The sequence below is a fragment of the Embleya sp. L77 genome, from assembly GCF_055557415.1.
Genome location: NZ_CM145709.1, coordinates 1,016,654 through 1,035,074 on the forward strand (window position 1 = coordinate 1,016,654; position 18,421 = coordinate 1,035,074).

Sequence of the window (18,421 nt, forward strand, 5' to 3'; positions counted from 1 at the left end):
GGACCGCTGCCCCGCCGGCGAACCGGGAGCCATTCGAGCGAGCGCCGGGGCGCCGGCGCCGCGCCCGGCGACGTTCGCCCGCTCAGCCGGTCCGCGGGCGGCCCGTCGCCGCCGAGATCGCGTCGGCGATGTGTGCGGTGACCGCGGCCTGGTGTTCGGTCAGATAGAAGTGGCCGCCGGAGAAGGTGTGCAGGGCGAACGTGCCGCTGGTGTGGTCGCGCCAGGACATCGCCTCGTCCATGGTGACCTTCGGGTCGGCGTCGCCGGTCAGGACGGTGATCGGGCACTCCAGCGGCTCGCCGGGCGTGCACCTGTACGTCTCGATCGCGCGGTAGTCGGCGCGCAGCGCGGGCAGCACCATCTGCAACACCTCGTCGTTCGCCAGCAGGCTCGCGTCCGTCCCGCTCATCGAGCGAAGCTCGGCGGCCAGCCCCGCATCGTCGAGCAGGTGCAGCTTCTCGTCGCGCTGCCGGTCCGGGGCCCGCCGGCCGGAGGCGATCAGCGCGGCCGGCCGCACCCGCAGCCGACGGGCCACCTCGAAGCCGAGGACCGCGCCCATGCTGTGGCCGAACAGGATCAGCGGGCGCCCGTCGTCCAGCCACGGATCCAGTGCGGCGGTGATCCGGTCCGCCAGCGTGGGGACGTCGTCGATCAGCGGTTCGGCGCGTCGATCCTGGCGGCCGGGATACTGCACGCCCAGCACCTCGGCCCGGTTCTTCAGCGCCGCCGACAGCGGGAACCAGAAGCTCGCCGAGCCTCCCGCGTGCGGCAGGGCGACCAGGCGCGGGAGCGGATACGGCGTCGGGTGGAACCGGCGGATCCAGGCGTCCGACAGGGCGGAGGCGGTTGTCATGACGAGCCCTTCTTGTTCGTCGCTGCTGTGGTCGTGACCGCCGTGGTCGTGGCGGGTCTGCTCGTGGCCGCCGCGGCAGGGGCTGCCGGCACGACGGCCGGCGCGGTCGTCGTCGCCGAAGCGACCGTGGTCAGCCTGCCAGCGAGTCGGTGCGCGCGCCCAGGGGTTCCACGCCGGTGAGCACCGCGTGCTGGACTTCGCGCAGCGCGCGGGACGGCTCCAGGCCGAGCAGTTCGCGCAGAGCGGCGCGGGCGTCCCGGTACACCGTGAGTGCCTCGCCGCGGCGGCCGCAGTGGTACAGCGCGACCATCAGGTGCCGGGCGAAGTTCTCGTGCAGCGGATACTCGGCGGTCAGCGCGTACAGCCGGGCGACGCTCTCCCGATAGCGGCCCAGCGCCAGGTCGGCCTCGACCAGCAGTTCGAGGCACTCCAGCCGGGACGCCTCCAGGCGTGCGGAGTGCGCCCGCACGATCGGGCCGTGGGCGACACCCGCGTAGGCCGGCCCGCGCCACAGGTCCAGCGCACTCGTGAACGTCTCGGCCGCCTCGTGCCGGCGCCCGGCCCGCAGACCGGCCCGGCCCCGGTCGACCAGGCCGTGGAAGGCGTCCGCGTCCAACCGGTCCGGTCCCGTGTGCAGGACGTAGCCGCCGGCACACGTGGCCAACGGGCCGCTGCGCGCGGGTCCCGAGGTGCCGAGCATCGCCCGCAGTCGGGACACGTACACGTGCACCGTGGACTTGGCTCGCTGCGGTCGGGCGCCGGGCCAGATCTCGGCGACGATCTGCTCGACCGTCAACAACTGGCCCCGGCGCGCGAGCAGGGCGGCCAGGAGGGTCTCCGGCTTGGGCGCGGCGATCGTACGCGGCTCGGCACCGTCGACGATCCGCACGGGGCCGAGAATCTCGTACCGCAACGGCTCTTCCCTCTCTCTGGCGGTCGGGGTCACGCTCACCGGTAGTCCGGCCTTGCTCACCGGCAGTCCGGATCTGCTCACTGACGACGGTGACATATGGCGGGCGTGTCGCGTACCCCTGACCAACCCCTACGCGGCCTTGCACGGGAATTGCGCGGTAACTGCACTCGGCCGCGTCGGCCTTCCCTGCACCCCTCGAATCCGCCTATGGTCGATCGATGAGCACTGCCCGTTCGCCCGAGCGCGCGTTGTACGCCGTCAGCGACCTGCATTCCGCGATCCCGTCCAATCGCGCGATCGTCGACGGCATCCGGCCCCGTACCGACGACGACTGGATCATCGTCGGGGGTGACGTGGCCGAGCACGTCGACGACACCATGGCGACCCTTCGGTTACTCGCCGACCGCTTCGCGCGAGTGATCTGGGTGCCCGGCAACCACGAGCTGTGGTCCACCCCGGACGACCCCGTGCAACTGCGCGGCGAGCGGCGCTACCGGCATCTGGTCGCGATGTGCCGTGAATTGGGCGTACTCACACCGGAGGATCCGTTCGCGGTCTGGGACGGGCCGGGCGGCCCGGTCACCGTGGCACCGCTGTTCGTGCTCTACGACTACACCTGGCGCCCGCCCGGCGCGACCACGCAGCAGGAGGCGCTGGACGCCGCGTACGAGGCGGGCGTGGTGTGCAGCGACGAGTTCATGCTGCACCCCGACCCCTATCCGAGCCGCGGCGAGTGGTGCCGGGCCCGGGTGGCGTACAGCGAGGGCCGGCTCGCGGCGGCGGCCGATCCGGCCGCGCCGCTGCTGATGGTCAATCATTTCCCGCTGGTCCGGCAGCCCACGGACGTGATGTGGCACCCGGAGTTCGTCCAGTGGTGCGGCACCGAACTGACCGCCGACTGGCATCGCCGCTTCCCGACCGCCGCCGTGGTGTACGGCCACCTGCACATCCCGCGCACCACGTGGTACGACGGGGTGCGCTTCGAGGAGGTCTCGCTCGGCTATCCGCGCGAGCGCAAGAACGGGTTGCGGCGGCCGATCCCGCGCCGGATCGTGCCCGCCGAGAGCAGCGACACCGCCGCGACCACCGGCTCGGGCCGGCAGGCGGGTGCCCGATGACCATCTCCCGAGCCGACGCCGGAGGTTCGATGATCGCCCGGATACTGCCGCCGGAGGTCTTCGCCGAGGAATCCTTCGACGACCCGGACGGGCCGCCGCTGTTCCCGGCCGAGGAGGCGCTGCTGACCAAGGCGGTGGACAAGCGCCGCCGCGAGTTCACCACCGTACGCAGGTGCGCGCGACGGGCGTTGGCCCGAATGGGGGTGCCGGCCGCGCCGCTGCTGCCGGGGTTGCGCGGTGCGCCCGGCTGGCCGGCGGGCGTGGTCGGCAGCATGACGCACTGCGCCGGATATCGCGCCGCGGCCGTCGCGGATCGGGCCGCGCTGCTCACACTGGGCATCGACGCCGAACCGGCGTTGCCGCTGCCGGACGGGGTGTTGACGACCGTCTCGTCGGAGACCGAGCGCAAACACCTGGCCGACCTGGCCGCCGGTCGGCCCGACATCGCCTGGGACCGGCTGCTGTTCAGCGCCAAGGAGTCCGTCTACAAGGCGTGGTTCCCGCTCACCGAGCGCTGGTTGGACTTCGCCGAGGCGGAGATCGAGTTCGACCCGGCGGCCGGCACCTTCGCCGCCCGGTTGTTGATCGAGGACCGTCCGCTGGACGGGTTCGCCGGGCGCTGGCAGGTCGATGCGGGCATCGCACTGACCACGATCGCGGTGGCCCGCCGGAACTGATTCGGTCGGCCGGGGCCCGAGGCGTGTCCTCGGGCCCCGGTCCGGGTCCGTGGGGCGGACGCCGCGAACGCGTCGACCGCTCCTTCCGGGGTGCGTCGGCCGGTCCTGGCCGGGCGTGACCGCCGGTCCGTCCCGAACGTGTCGGCCCCGCCCGGATCCGTCGGTCAGTCCCGTTCGAACCGGACCACGTTCTCCGCGGTGGGCCGCCACGCGTCGGCGAACTCTGCCGGCAGGTCGATCCGGTCCAGGATCGGGTGCCGCGGCACCGAGACCCGGTACCTGATCCGCCAACCGCGCGCGGTGCGCTCCAGGATGTCGTAGTAGTCCCCGCCGTGCACCTCGCCGTCGATCAGCGTCGCGATGTAGCGGCTGCGGGCCCGGACCGTGCCGCTCGCGTCCACCAGGAGCACCGTGTCCAGGGTCTGGTGGTCGGGGGTGTCCGGGCTGCGCCGACCGGTGAACTGCCGGGCCGAGGCCAGGCCGTCGATCGTGTAACCGCTTCCGATCGTGTTCTCGATCACCGCGTCGTCGGTGAACACCCGGGCGAGGTCCGCGATGTCGTCGTTGTCGAAGACGTGCGCGAACAGCGCGAGCGTGTCGTGAATTTCCGCGACGTCCTCGGCGCGCAGGGTCGGTCGGGCGGTCACGGCGCGACCACCTCGGAAAGCCGGACCGGCAGCGGGAATTCGGCCTTGACCACGCCCGCGCCCGCCTGCCGTGGGGCCCGCGGCAGACTCAGTCGATAGGCGATCCGCCAGCCGGCCGGCGTGCGGCGCAGAATGTCCAGGAATTCGCCGCCGGTGAGCCGACCGGCCGGGTTGATCCCGATGTAGCGGCTGCGCGCCTGGACTTGACCGTGCTCGTCCACCTCGACGGTGGTGTTGAGCGTGTGGTGGTCGGGCGTCGCCGCGCTCTTGCCCCGGGTGTACTCGGCGAACTCGGCGATGCCCCGGAAGGCCCGCGCCGGGCCGACGCCGATCTCGACCACGACGTCCTCGGTGAACACCAGGTCGAGCCCGGCCACGTCGCCGTTGTCGAAGACGTGCGCGAACAGCGCGAGCGTGCGGTGGATCTCGGCCAGATCCACCGGGGACAGTACCTTCGTCATGAATTTCCCAGCCTCGTAGTGGTGTTGCGGGTCACTGCGGTGGTGGCGCGGGTCACCCGGACAGCCCGGCCGCCCAGTCCACGATCGTCGTCGCCGTCAGGTCGGCGTGGTCCTCCAGCACGGTGAAGTGGTCGCCGGTGATGCCGATCAGGTCGTGTGGCAGCGGCCAGTACGCCCGCCAGTCCCAGCGACCCTCCGGGTCGATCACGGTGCCCGCCACCGGCGTCTGTGCCTGCGCGACCAGGGTGGGCGTCGCGATCGGCTGCGGCTTCCAGTCCGCGAACAGCCTCTGGTACAGGCCCATCGTGCTCAGGTTGGTGTCGTCCAGCGTCATGTCGTACTGCGCGACCCGGCCGAGCAGACCCTCGATCATCGCGGGCAGCCACCAGTCCATGCCCGGCACCAGCGCGGTGTCGATCGGAAACGTGTCGATCAGCCCGAGTGCGAGCGGCCTGACCCCCTCGGCCTCCAGTCGACGGGTCACCTCGTGCGCGATGCAGCCGCCCATCGAGCGCCCCACCACGATGAACGGTCGATCGCCCACGGTCGCCCGCACCGATTCCACGTGCATGCGCAGCAGCGTGTCGGCGTGATCGGGCAACGACTCGTCGGCCGCGAAGCCCGGCGTCTGGATCACGAACACGTCCCGCTCGCCCTGGAACACCTGCCCGAACCGGGCGTACTCGTGCGGCCCGGAGATCGCGCTCAGCGACGGGAAGCAGACGATCGCGGGGCCGGCATCGCCGCCGGCGAAGCGCAGCACGGGTTTGACGTGTCGGTCCCGTTCGGCCTCCGGGAAGGACGGCCGCAGGCCCGCGGAGGCCATGATCACCTCTGCCGCGGTGTTGTACTTCCCGGCCGCGCACAGCTGGACGTAGAAGGCGGCCAGCGCACCCCTGGTGCGCTCGACGGGAGCCTCTTCCGAACCCGCGTGCGACACGGGCGCCTTGCTTTGCCCCGCCAGCTCGGCGCGCAGGTGCAGGGCGAGGGCGCGCGGGGTGGGGTGCGCGATCGTGACCGTGGCGGGCAACCGGAGACCGGTCGCGGCGGCCAGCCGGTTGCGCAGTTCCACGGCGGTCAGCGAGTCGAGGCCGACCTCCAGGAACGCCTGGTCGGCCTCCACCGACTCGTCGGCCGCGTGACCGAGCACGACGCCGAGTTCGGTGCGCACCAGGTCCGCGAGGATCTGCTCCCGCTCGCCCTCGGAGGCCGCCGCGAGCCGTTGTGCGAGCGTCGATCGGGCGATCGCCGGCGCCGAGCGCGCGGTCCGCCGGGTCCGCCGTGCGGCGCCCGGGTTCGGCGCGCCGGCCCCGACCACCCGCGGTCGACTGCCGGCGCCGGCGAGCCGGCCACCGGGTACGGGGCGCGAGATCAGCGACCCGACCGAGAGCACAGGCGCCCCGGTCTCGTCGAAGGTCTCGATCGACACCGCGTCCGGTCCGACCGGGGTGAGTCGAACCCGCAGCCGGTCGGCTCCGGTCGCGTGCAGCCGCACGTCGTTCCAGGCGTAGGCGAGGCTGATCGCGGCCGGTTCGTCGGCCTCCTCGGCGCGCCGCAGCGCATCCACCACCGCGACGTGCAGCGCCGCGTCGAGCAGTGCCGGATGCACCCCGAACCGGGCCGCGTCGTCGGTCTGCTCCACGTCCGGCACGACGTCCGCGAACAGCGCCCCGTCGGCGCGCCAGGCCGCCCGGAGCCCCTGGAACACCGGCCCGTAGTCGATCCCGGCGGCGGCCAACAGCTCGTAGGCGTCGGCCACCGGCACCTCGACCGCGTCGGCAGGCGGCCAGTCGCCGAGGCCGGGCGCGGGTCCGTCCTCGGCCCCGACCGGTTCGGGTCCGAGGAACCCGCCGGCGTGCCGCACCCACTCCGCGTCGTCCGAAGCCGACTCCTCCCGTGAGAACACCGCGAACGGGCGGCGTCCGTCCTCGCCCGTCGCGGCCACCGCGACCCGGAGGTGCACGGCCTGGTCCGGATCGGCCAGGATCAGCGGCGCCTCGATCACCAACTCGTCGACGGTGTCCAGGCCGACCTCGTCGCCTGCCCGCACCGCCAGCTCCAGGAACGCGGAGGCCGGCAACAGCACGGTGCCCTGGACCGCGTGATCGGCCAGCCACGGATGCGAACGCACCGAGATCCGTCCGGTCAGCAGCACGTCGTCGCCGTCGCCGGTGCGCACGGACGCGCCGAGCAGGGGGTGATCGACCGAACGTAGACCCAGCGCGGCGGCGTCGGCCGCGGGTCGGGCGAGGGTCTCCCGCCAGTAGCGCCTGCGCTGAAAGGCGTAGGTGGGCAACTCGACGCGATCCGGCTGGTGTTCGGTGTAGGCACCCGCCCAGTCCACCGGCACGCCGCGGACGAAGGCTTCGGCCAGCGAGGTGTACAGGCGTTGCAGGCCACCCTGATCGCGTCGCAACGTCCCCACCACGACCGAATCCGGCGCACCCGCCTCCTCCAACGTCGCCTCGATCGCCGACGTCAACACCGGATGCGGACTCACCTCCACGAACACCCCATGCCCGGAAGACGCAAGCCCTCGCACGGCCTCCTCGAACCGCACCGTCTCCCGCAGGTTGCTCGCCCAGTACGCGCCGTCCAGCTGCGCCGTATCGATCCAGTCCCCGGTCAGCGTCGACCACACCGGGACGCTCCCGGAGACGGGCGCGATCCCGGCCAGATCGGCCACGATCCGCTCCCGGATCTCCTCCACCTGGGCCGAATGCGACGCGTAGTCCACCGGAATCAGCCGGGCCCGACCGCCCTCCGCCGTCACCGAGGCAACCAACTCCGCGAGCGCCTCCGGCTCTCCGGAGACGACGACCTGTCCGGGACCGTTCACCGCCGCGACCGAGATCCGCCCGTCCCACCCGGCAAGCCGCTCGCGGACCGCCGCCACCGGCTCGGCCACCGACGCCATCCCGCCACGACCCGACAAGGCCACGATCGCCCTACTGCGCAACGCCACCACACGCGCACCGTCCTCCAGGGACAACCCACCGGCCACCACCGCCGCCGCGATCTCCCCCTGGGAATGCCCCACGACCGCATTCGGGGTCACTCCGAAGGACCGCCACACCTCGGCCAACGACACCAACACCGCCCACAACACCGGCTGGACCACATCCACCCGATCCAACGACGGCGCACCCGGCACACCCGTCAACACCTCGACCGGCGACCAGTCGACGAACGGCTCCAGTGCCTTGGCGCACTGCTCGTAGCCGGCCGCGAACACCGGCGACCGGGCGAAGAGTTCCGCCGCCATGCCGGACCACTGCGAACCCTGGCCGGGAAAGACGAACACGGTCTTCCCGAGCGGCCCGGCCGATCCGGTGATCACGCCGGTCGCGGAATCGCCGCGCCGTACCGCGTCCAGCGCCTCGGTCAGCGCGTTCCGGTCGCCGACCACCACGGCCCGCTCGCCGAAGGTGGCCCGGGTGGACACCAGCGAGAAGCCCACATCGGCGGTCCGCGGTGACGGGTCCGTGCCGAGCCGTTCCGCGAGTCGACCCGCCTGCGCCCGCAATGCCTCCGGCGTCTTCGCCGACACCACCCACGGCAACACGGCAGGCTCCGGCAGCTCGTCCCGCTCCGCCGGGATCTCGACCTCGGCTTCCGGGAGTTCGAGGATGACGTGGGCGTTCGTCCCGCTCACCCCGAACGCCGACACCGCCGCCCGACGCGGCCGATCCGCCTCCGGCCACGGTCGCGCCTGCGTCAACAACCGGACCGCGCCCGCCGACCAGTCCACATGCGGCGTCGGCTCCTCGGCGTGCAGCGTCCTGGGCAACACGCCGTGCCGCAACGCCTCGACCATCTTGATCACACCCGCCACACCCGCAGCGGCCTGCGCATGACCGATGTTCGACTTCAACGAACCCAACCACAGCGGCCGATCGGCATCCCGACCCTGCCCGTACGTGGCCAACAATGCCTGCGCCTCGATCGGATCACCCAGCGTCGTACCCGTCCCGTGCGCCTCCACCACGTCCACATCGGCCGTGGCCAGCTCGGCGTTGGCCAGCGCCTCCCGGATCACCCGCTGCTGTGCGGGTCCGTTGGGCGCGGTCAGGCCGTTCGAGGCGCCGTCCTGGTTCACCGCGCTGCCGCGCACCACCGCGAGCACCCGGTGGCCGAGCCGCCGGGCGTCGGAGAGTCGCTCCAGGATCAGCACGCCGACGCCCTCGGCCCATCCGGTGCCGTCGGCCGACGCGGCGAACGCCTTGCACCTGCCGTCCACGGACAACCCGCGCTGCCGGGAGAACTCGACATAGCCCATCGGCGACGCCATCACCGTGGCCCCGCCCGCGACCGCGAGATCGCTCTCCCCCGCGCGCAGCGACTGCACGGCCAGGTGCAGCGCCACCAGCGAGGAGGAGCACGCGGTGTCCACAGTCACCGCCGGGCCCTCGAAGCCGAAGGTGTACGAGATCCGGCCGGAGGCCACACTGCCGAGCGTTCCGGTGCCGAGATATCCCTCCAACTCCTCCGGGACCTGATCCAGGGCAGGCGCGTAGTCGATGCCGGCGATCCCGGTGAACACCGAGGTCCGGGTCCGACGCAGCCCGGTGACATCGATGCCGGCCCGCTCGAACGCGTCCCACGCGGTCTCCAGGAGCAGGCGCTGCTGCGGGTCGATGGCCGGCGCCTCGCGCGGCGAGATGCCGAAGAAGGCCGCGTCGAAGTCCCCGGCGTCCGGCAGGAAGGAGCCTGCGGTCGTGTAGGTGGTGCCGGGTCGGTCCGGGTCGGGGTCGTAGATGTCGCGCAGGTCCCAGCCGCGATCTGTGGGCGCCTCGCCGACCGCGTCGGTGCCCGATTCGACCAGCCGCCACAGGTCTTCGGGCGACTCGACGCCGCCGGGCAGCCGGCAGGCCATCCCGACGATCGCGATCGGCTCGTGCCGGCTCGCCTCCACCTCGCGGACCCGGTTGCGGGCTTGGCGGACATCGGCCAGCGCACGCTTGAGATATCCCCGGAGCTTGTCTTCGTCCGACATGGAACTGCCTTTCCTGGTGGGGTGGGTGGGTCCGGGGGGATCAGAAGGATTCGAGGTTGCCGTCGAGCAGGCCGAAGAGTTCCTCGTCACTGGCGCTGTCCAGGTCGATCTCGTCGGAGATCGCGGGCCCCGCGGTGACGGCCGGCTCACTCCACTTGTCGGCCAGCCTCCGCAGCCGGTCGATGATCGCCGACCGCCGATCCGTGTCGCCGAGGTCCGCGGTCAGCGCGGCATCCAGTCGGTCGAGTTCGCCCAGAGCGGCCGGCAGCGGCAGGCCCGGAGCCGCGATCGCCGGTTGTTGCGCGAGGAACTCGGCGACGGCCGCCGGGTTCGGGTGGTCGAAGATCAGCGTGGCGGGCAGTTGCAGTCCCGACCCCGCGTTCAGCCGGTTGCGCAACTCCACCGCGGTCAGCGAGTCGAACCCGAGTTCACGGAAGGCGCGTTCGGGTTCGATGGCGACCGGGTCGCCGTGCCCGAGCACGGCGGCCGTCTCGGTGCGCACGAACTCCAGGATCGCGGCGTCGCGTTCGACGCCGGCCAGGCCGACGAGCCGACCCGGCAGTGTGGGTGCCGCGTCCTCGGCGAGCCGCTGCTCCGGCTCGCCCGGCAGCGGACCGGACCCGGTCGCAGCGCCCTGGGCGGTCCGGCTCCCGTCCAGCCAGTACCGCTCGCGTTGGAATGCGTAGGTGGGCAACTCCACCCGCCGCGGCCGGTATCCGGCGTAGGCGGCGCTCCAGTCGACCTCGACGCCGCGCACCCACAGTTCGGCGAGCGAGGTGTACAGGCGCTGCGCGCCGCCCTGGTCGCGGCGCAGCGTGCCGACCACCAGCGACCGGGTCGTCTCGGCGGCCTCCAGGGTCTCCTGGATCGCGGCCACCAGCACGGGATGCGGGCCGACCTCGACGAACACGCCGTGCCCGGAGGCCGCGAGCGCGCGGGTGGCCTCCTCGAAGCGCACGGTCTCCCGGAGGTTGTCCGCCCAGTAGGCGGCGTCCATCGTCGCGGTGTCCAGCCACTCGCCGGTGACGGTCGAGCGGAGCGGTATCGAGCCGGAGACCGGTTCGATCGTGGCCAGGTCGGCCAGGATCCGGTCCCGGATCTCGTTCACCTGGGCCGAGTGCGACGCGTAGTCCACCGGGATCAGTCGGGCCCGGCCGCCCTCGGCCGTGACCGAATCGACCAGTTCGGCCAGGGCGTCGGGCTCGCCCGACACCACCACCTGCCCGGGGCCGTTCACCGCCGCGAGCGAGATCCGTCCGTTCCACTCGGTGATCCGCGCTCGTACCTGCGACTCGGTGAGCGCCAGCGATGCCATCGCGCCGCGCCCGGACAGCGCGACGATCGCCCTGCTGCGCAACGCCACGACCCGCGCGCCGTCCGCGAGGGAGAGGCCGCCGGCGACCACGGCCGCGGCGATCTCGCCCTGCGAGTGGCCGACGACCGCGTCCGGGATCACCCCGTACGAGCGCCACACCTGCGCGAGCGAGACCAGCACGGCCCACAACACCGGCTGGACCACGTCCACCCGGTCCAGCGTGGGCGCGCCCTCGACACCGGTCAGCACGTCGACGGCCGACCAGTCCACGAACGGCTCCAGCGCCTTGGCGCACTCGCCGAAGCGGGATGCGAACACGGGGGACTGGGCGAGGAGTTCGGTGGCCATGCCGGGCCACTGCGAGCCCTGGCCGGGGAAGACGAACACCGTGCGGCCGAGCGTGCCGGCCGCCGAGCCGGTCACCACGCCGGCGGCCGAGTCGCCGCGGGCCAGCGCGGCCAGCCCCGCGGCCTGCGAGCCGCGTCCACCGATCACCACGGCGCGCTCTTCGAGTGCGGCCCGGGTGGCGATCAGGGCCGAGCCGACGTCCACCGGGTCCGGGTCGTCCGCGGCGAATGCGGCCAGCCGCTGGGCCTGTCCGCGCAGGGCGGGTGCCCGTTTGGCGGAGACGATCCACGGCAGCACCACGTCGGGCCGCGGGTCGTTCGGGGCGGGTTCGGCCTCCAGCGGTGGCTGTTCCAGGATCACGTGCGCGTTGGTGCCGCTGACCCCGAACGAGGACACTCCGGCTCGCCGCGGACGGCCGGTCTCCGGCCACGGTCGGGCCTGGGTCAACAACCGCACCGCGCCCGCCGACCAGTCCACATGCGGACTCGGCTCGTCCACGTGCAACGTCTTCGGCAACACCCCGTGTCGCAACGCCTCGACCATCTTGATCACACCCGCCACACCCGCAGCGGCCTGCGCATGACCGATGTTCGACTTCAACGAACCCAACCACAGCGGCCGATCGGCCGGTCGTCCCTGACCGTAGGTGGCCAACAACGCCTGCGCCTCGATCGGATCACCCAGCGTCGTACCCGTCCCGTGCGCCTCCACCACGTCCACATCGGCCGCCGAGACCCCCGCGTTCGCGAGCGCCTGACGGATCACCCGCTGCTGGGAAGGGCCGTTCGGCGCGGTCAGACCGTTGGACGCGCCGTCCTGGTTCACCGCGCTGCCGCGCACCACCGCCAACACGTGGTGCCCGTTGCGCCGCGCGTCCGAGAGCCGCTCCAGGAGCAGCATGCCGATGCCCTCGGCCCAGCCGACGCCGTCCGCCGCCCCCGCGAACGCCTTGCAACGACCGTCCACGGACAACCCGCGCTGCCGGGAGAATTCGGTGAACGCACCCGGCGAGGCCATCACCGCCACGCCGCCGGCGACCGCCAGATCGCTCTCGCCCAGCCGCAGCGACTGCGCGGCCAGGTGCAGGGTGACCAGCGAGGACGAGCACGCGGTGTCCACGGTCACCGCCGGGCCCTCGAAGCCGAACGAGTAGGAGATCCGGCCGGAGGCGACGCTGCCCGCGTTGCCGTTGCCGACGTAACCCTCCAACGCGCTGGGCACGTTGCCCGGATGCGGCGCGTAGTCGTGGTACATCACGCCGGCGAACACGCCGGTCCGGCTGCCGCGCAGCGTGGTCGGGTCGATGCCGGCCCGCTCGATCACCTCCCACGTGGTCTCCAGGAGCAGCCGCTGCTGCGGATCGGTGGCCAGCGCCTCGCGCGGCGAGATCTCGAAGAAGCCCGCGTCGAAGTCGGCGGCGTCGTAGAGGAATCCGCCGTGCCGGGTGTACGACTTGCCGGCCGCCTCCGGGTCCGGGTCGAACAGGTCCTCGACGTCCCAGCCGCGATCGGTCGGGAACTCCCCCACGGCGTCGGTGCCGGTTTCGACCAGGCGCCACAGATCACCCGGGGAGGCGACGCCGCCGGGGAGTCGGCAGGCCGTGCCGACGATCACGATCGGATCGTCCGCCATCCCGACGGGCCCGTTCGCCGCGGCCGGTGGCGCCGCCTCGGCCGGCGCGTCGCCCAGCAGTTCGCCGCGCAGGTATTCGGCGAGCGCACCCGGCGTCGGGTAGTCGAACACCAGCGTCGCGGGCAACCGCAGGCCGGTGCCGGCGTTGAGCCGGTTGCGCAGTTCGACGGCGGTGAGCGAGTCCATACCCAGGTCGCCGAATGCCCGCCGGGCGCCGACCGCCTCGGGATCCGCACCCAGTACGCCGGCGACCTCGGCGCGGACCAGGTCGACCAGCACCTGCTCGCGCTCGGCCCGGCCGAGACCGGCCAACCGCTGTGCGAGCGAGGCCGCGCCCGCCGCCTTGACCGCCTGCCGCCGCTGCGGCCGGACCAGGCCACGCAGCAGCGCGGGTACGGCGTGTGGTCGGGCCCGCAGACCCGCCGGATCCAGCGGCGCGGGAATCAGCACGGCCCGGTCCGACGTGGTCGAACCACCGTCCGGCCGCACCACCAGGTCGAACAGCCGCAGCCCGTCCGCCGAGGCCAGCGCGCGGATCCCGGCCCGGGCCGCCCGCTGTCGGTCCGCCTCGGCCAGGTGCGCGGTCATGCCGCCCGCCTCGGCCCACATGCCCCACGCCAACGACACCGCGGGCAGGGCAAGCGCGCGGCGCCGGACGGCGAGTGCGTCCAGGAAGCTGTTGGCCGCCGCGTAGTTGCCCTGGCCGGGACCGCCGAGTACCGCCGCCACCGAGGAGAACAGCACGAAGCCCGCCAGGTCCTGATGCCTGGTCAGCTCGTGCAGGTGCCAGGCCGCGTCGGCCTTGGGCCGCAGTACCGCGGACACCCGCTCGGGGGTGAGGGCGTCGAGCACGCCGTCGTCGATCACCCCGGCCGCATGCACGACGGCGGTCAGCGGGTAGGCCGCCGGCACGCTCGCGATCAGCGCGGCCAGGGCCTCCCGGTCGGACACGTCCGTCGCCGCGACACGCACGTGCGCGCCGAGCCCGGTCAGCTCGGTGACCAGGTCGGCCGCTCCGGGGGTGTCCGTCCCCCGACGGCCGGTCAGCAGCAGCCGCCGCATGCCGTGTTCGACCACCAGATGGCGGGCGAGCAGGGCGCCGAGCGCCCCGACGCCGCCGGTGATCAGGACCGTGCCTTCGGGATCCCAGCCGCGCACTTCGCGCGGATCCAGCGGCACGGGCCGGCGCAGCCGCGGCACGTACAGCGCCCCCGCGCGCACCGCGAGTTGGGGTTCGTCGGCCGCGAGTGCGCTTGCGTACGCCGCGGCCGGCACGGCGGTGTCCCCGTCGAGGTCGATCAGCACGATCCGGCCCGGCTGTTCGGACTGGGCCGAGCGGACCAGGCCGGCCACCGCTGCGCCGGCCGGGTCGGGTACGTCGCCGTCGGCCACGGCGAACGCGCCGCGGGTGAGCACCAGGATGCGCTCGGCGTCGCCCTGGAGTGCCGCCAGGGCGCGGGCACTCTCGCGGTGCGCGGCGCCGACGGGGTCCTCAGTGGCGGCCTCGACCAGCAGCACGAGGGTGCCGTCGTCGAGCTGCCCGGAGTCCGCGTCGAGTGCGGTCACCGCGGTCGTACCGGGCGCGGCGACCGCGGGTTGTTCGACCCAGTCGAGCTCGAACAGCGCGTCCTGACCGGCCGAGCGGGTCCCGTCCAGCTGATCCGCCGTCACCGGCCGGGTCGCCAGCGCCTCGATCGACACCACCGGCGCGCCGCTCTCGTCGGTGGCCGTGAAGGTCAGCTCCCCGGGACCGGTCATCGCGATCCGGATGCGCAGCGCGGTCGCGCCGGTGGCGTGCAGCCGCACACCGTTCCAGGCGAACGGCAGGCGGCGGCCCTCACCCGCGTCGGACTCGTCCAGGCTACGCACCGAGGCGATGTGCAGCGCCGCGTCGAGCAGCGCCGGGTGGAGGCCGAACCGGGCCGCGTCCGGGTGCTGTTCGGCGGGCAGCGCGGTCTCGGCGAGCAGTTCGTCGCCGAGCCGCCAGGCGGCGCGCAGGCCCCGGAAGGCGGGCCCGTATGCGATTCCGGCCTCGGCGAGCGCGGCGTAGGCCCCGCTCACGTCGAGCACCGTCGCTCCGACCGGTGGCCACTGCTCGGGCTCGGCGGCGAGGCTCGGCGCATCCCCGGACGCGGTCAGGAAGCCGGCCGCGTGCCGCACCCACGGCGCGTCCGGCTCGGCGTGCTCCGGCCGCGCGTACACCGCGATCGACCGCCGGTCGGCCCGCTCGCCCGCCGAGTCGCCGACCACCACCTGGAGATGCACCGCGTCCCGCTCGCGCAGGATCAGCGGCGCCTCGATCACCAACTCGTCGACGGTGTCCAGGCCGACTTCGTCGCCGGCCCGGATCGCCGCCTCCACGAAGGCCGTTCCGGGCACCAGGGCCGAACCGAATACGACGTGGTCGGCCAACCACGGATGCGTGCGCACGGACAGTCGGCCGGTCAGCAGCACCGCATCGGTCCCGCCGGCCGCCGCCGTGACCTCGCCGGTGGCCACCCGCAGCGAGGCGGCCAGGAGCGGGTGGTCCGCCGCCGCGAGTCCGAGCCCGGAGGCGTTCGCGGCACCGGCCGCCGGTTGCTCGATCCAAAAGCGCCGGTGCTGGAAGGCGTAGGTCGGCAGGTCGACCCGACGTGCGCCGGAACCGGCGTACAGCGCGGACCAGTCCACGTCGTGGCCGTGCGCGTACGCGGTGCCCAGCGCGAGCAGCGCGGTGTCCGGTTCCGGCCGGTCACGACGCAGCGCGGCGGCGAACGCGGGCTCGTCGGCCACGGGTTTGTCGGCTGCGGATTTGTCGGCGACGGGCTCGCCGGTGGCGGGCGCCTCGGCCAGGGTGTCCTGGGCCATCGCGGTCAACACGCCGTCCGGGCCTAGCTCCAGATACGTGGTCACGCCGGCCGTCGCGAGGTGCTCGATCACGTCCCGGAAGCGGACCGCGTGGCGCACGTGCGCCACCCAGTGCCCCGGGTCGCCCAGTTCCTCGATGCCGGCGGGCCGACCGGTGAGGTTGGAGACCACCGGGACGCGTGGTGCCCGGTAGGTGAGCGTGGCCGCGATCCGCTCGAACTCGGCGAGCATCCCGGCCATCAGCGGCGAGTGGAACGCGTGGCTGACCCGCAGTCGCTTCGTCTTGCGGCCCTGTTCGGCGAACCCGGCGGCGACCGCGAGTGCCGCGTCGGTGTCGCCGGAGAGCACGATCGCGTGCGGTCCGTTGATCGCCGCGATGCCGACCAGTTCCTCGTGCCCGGCCAGCGCGGTGACGACCTCCTGCTCGGTGGCCTGGATGGCGATCATCGCGCCGGTGGTCGGCATCGCCTGCATCAGTCGGGCCCGGGCCGCCACCAGCGTCGCGGCGTCCGCGAGCGAGAGCACGTCCGCGACGTGTACGGCGGTGAGTTCGCCGAGCGAGTGTCCCGTGACGAAGTCCGGCCGCAGGCCCCACGACGCATACAGCCGGTACAGCGCGACCTCGATCGCGAACAGGGCCGGCTGCGCGTACACGGTGCGATCCAGCTGCTCGGCCGCGTCCTCGGCCACCCCGAACACCACGTCGCGCAACGGATGTCGGACGTGGCCGGCGAGCTCGCGGTCCAGCGCGGCGGCGGCCTCGTCGAACGCGGCGGCGAACACGGGGTAGGCGTCGTACAGTTCACGGCCCATGCCGACCCGCTGGCTGCCCTGGCCGGTGAACAGGTAGGCCAGCGCACCGGATCCGGCGGCCGAACCGCGCGCCGAGCCCGTGACCGCCGCGGCCGCCGGGTCGGCCGCGAGCGCGTCGAGGCCGGCCAGGAACCCGGCCGGGTCCCCGGCGACCAGCACGGCGCGCTCGTCGAACCTGGCCCGGGAAGTGGCCAGCGAATGGCCGATGTCGACGATGTCGCGCGCCCTGACCGCGGCGTCTCTGACGTGTGCCGCGAGCTTTGCCGCCTGGGCGCGCAGCGCGGCGGGCGTCCGCGCGGAGAGCAGCCACGGCACGGCGGGCAGCCCGCCCGCGCGTTCTTCGCCCGATCCGACCGCCTCGTCGGCCCGGTCCGTCTCGACGGGTCGGACGGCCGCATCGGCCTCGACGGGTTCGGGCTGCTCCAGGATCAGGTGCGCGTTCGTACCGCTCGCGCCGAACGCGGAGATGCCGGCCCGACGCGGACGCCCGGTCTCCGGCCACGCGCGCGCCTCGGTGAGCAGGCGGACCGCGCCCGCCGACCAGTCCACGTGCGGGGTCGGCTCGTCCACGTGCAACGTCTTGGGCAGCACGCCGTGCCGCATCGCCTCGATCATCTTGATCACGCCGACGATCCCGGCGGCGGCCTGGGTGTGCCCGATGTTGGACTTGGCCGAGCCGATCCACAACGGCCGGTCCTCGGGCCGGTCCCGGCCGTAGGTCGCGATCAGCGCCTGCGCCTCGATCGGGTCGCCCAGCGTCGTCCCGGTGCCGTGCGCCTCGACCGCGTCGATGTCGGCCGCGGTCAGCCGGGCATTGCGCAGCGCCTGCCGGATCACCCGCTGCTGGGAAGGACCGTTCGGCGCGGTCAGCCCGTTGGACGCACCGTCCTGGTTGACCGCACTGCCGCGCAGCACCGCGAGTACCCGATGGCCCAACCGACGGGCGTCGGCCAGCCGTTCGACCAGAACCAGGCCGGTGCCCTCGGACCAGCCGGTGCCGTCGGCCGCGCCGGCGAACGCCTTGCAGCGTCCGTCCGGCGCCAGGCCGCGCTGCCGGGAGAACTCGATGAACCCCAGCGGCGACGCCATCAGCGTCACGCCCCCCGCGAGCGCCAGGTCGCATTCGCCGCTGCGCAACGAGTGCGCCGCCAGGTGCAACGCCACCAGTGAGGACGAGCACGCGGTGTCCACGGTCACCGCCGGACCCTCGAATCCGAACGAGTAGGCGATCCGCCCGGACGCCACGCTCGCCGCGTTGCCGTTGCCGATGTACCCGCCGACCTCGTCGGGCACCGCGGTCAGCCGGGCCGCGTAGTCCTGGCCGTTCAGACCCGCGAAGACGCCGGTCCGGCTGCCCGCCAGCGTGGTGGGGTCGATGCCGACCCGCTCGAACAACTCCCAGGCGGTCTCCAGCAGGAGCCGGTGTTGCGGGTCGGTGGCGAGCGCCTCGCGGGGCGAGATGCCGAAGAACTCGGCATCGAACCCCGCGATGTCGGACAGGAATGCGCCCTGCCGGGTGTACGAGGTGCCGGGTCGATCGGGATCCGGATCGTACAACTCCTCGACGTCCCAGCCGCGGTCCTGCGGGAAGTCGCCGACCACGTCGATGCCTTCGGCCAGGATGCGCCACAACTGCTCGGGCGACTCGGCGCCACCGGGCAGCCTGCACGCGGCGGAGACGATCGCGATCGGCTCGGGGGTCTGGTTCTGCGCTTCCTTGAGCCGTTCCCGGGTGTCGTGCAGCTCGACGGTGAGCCGCTTGAGCAGGTGGCGGATCTGCTGGTCGCTCATGATGGTTGTG

7 protein-coding genes and 1 pseudogene are annotated in these 18,421 nt (G+C 73.2%); 2 read left to right on the forward strand and 6 right to left on the reverse strand.

The genetic code is table 11. The features are described from left to right. Positions 1-82: 82 nt before the first annotated feature. Together ACZOOI_RS04145 and ACZOOI_RS04150 are read right to left on the reverse strand one after the other, a co-directional pair. Positions 83-853, reverse strand: coding sequence for a thioesterase II family protein (locus ACZOOI_RS04145; protein ID WP_465279451.1), 771 nt, complete (start codon positions 851-853; stop codon positions 83-85). Positions 854-983: 130 nt separating this feature from the next. Beyond that, positions 984-1,766 (reverse strand): AfsR/SARP family transcriptional regulator, encoded by a 783-nt coding sequence (locus ACZOOI_RS04150; RefSeq protein WP_465279452.1) that lies wholly within the window; start codon positions 1,764-1,766, stop codon positions 984-986. A gap of 218 nt (positions 1,767-1,984) precedes the next feature. Between ACZOOI_RS04150 and ACZOOI_RS04155 the strand changes: the two genes are divergently transcribed. Next, entirely contained in the window at positions 1,985-2,884 is a 900-nt protein-coding gene (locus ACZOOI_RS04155; RefSeq protein ID WP_465279453.1) for a metallophosphoesterase, read from the forward strand. A gap of 29 nt (positions 2,885-2,913) precedes the next feature. After that, positions 2,914-3,561: a 4'-phosphopantetheinyl transferase family protein gene (locus ACZOOI_RS04160; RefSeq protein WP_465281109.1), complete on the forward strand. Its 648-nt coding sequence runs from the start codon at positions 2,914-2,916 to the stop codon at positions 3,559-3,561. 164 nt (positions 3,562-3,725) lie between these two features. On the opposite strand, the gene ACZOOI_RS04165 is transcribed toward ACZOOI_RS04160, so the two are convergent. The 4 genes and pseudogenes from ACZOOI_RS04165 to ACZOOI_RS04180 all read right to left on the reverse strand — a co-directional run. Further along, positions 3,726-4,208: a nuclear transport factor 2 family protein gene (locus ACZOOI_RS04165; protein ID WP_465279454.1), complete on the reverse strand. Its 483-nt coding sequence runs from the start codon at positions 4,206-4,208 to the stop codon at positions 3,726-3,728. Then, a complete protein-coding gene (locus ACZOOI_RS04170; RefSeq protein WP_465279455.1) occupies positions 4,205-4,669 on the reverse strand; it encodes a nuclear transport factor 2 family protein in 465 nt (154 codons plus the stop codon). Before ACZOOI_RS04170 ends, ACZOOI_RS04165 begins: the two co-directional genes overlap by 4 nt. 52 nt (positions 4,670-4,721) lie before the next feature. After that, a complete protein-coding gene (locus ACZOOI_RS04175) occupies positions 4,722-5,987 on the reverse strand; it encodes an alpha/beta fold hydrolase (protein ID WP_465281110.1) in 1,266 nt (421 codons plus the stop codon). A gap of 15 nt (positions 5,988-6,002) precedes the next feature. Next, positions 6,003-18,414: pseudogene (locus tag ACZOOI_RS04180) on the reverse strand (type I polyketide synthase); the annotation flags it as partial. Positions 18,415-18,421: the final 7 nt, after the last annotated feature.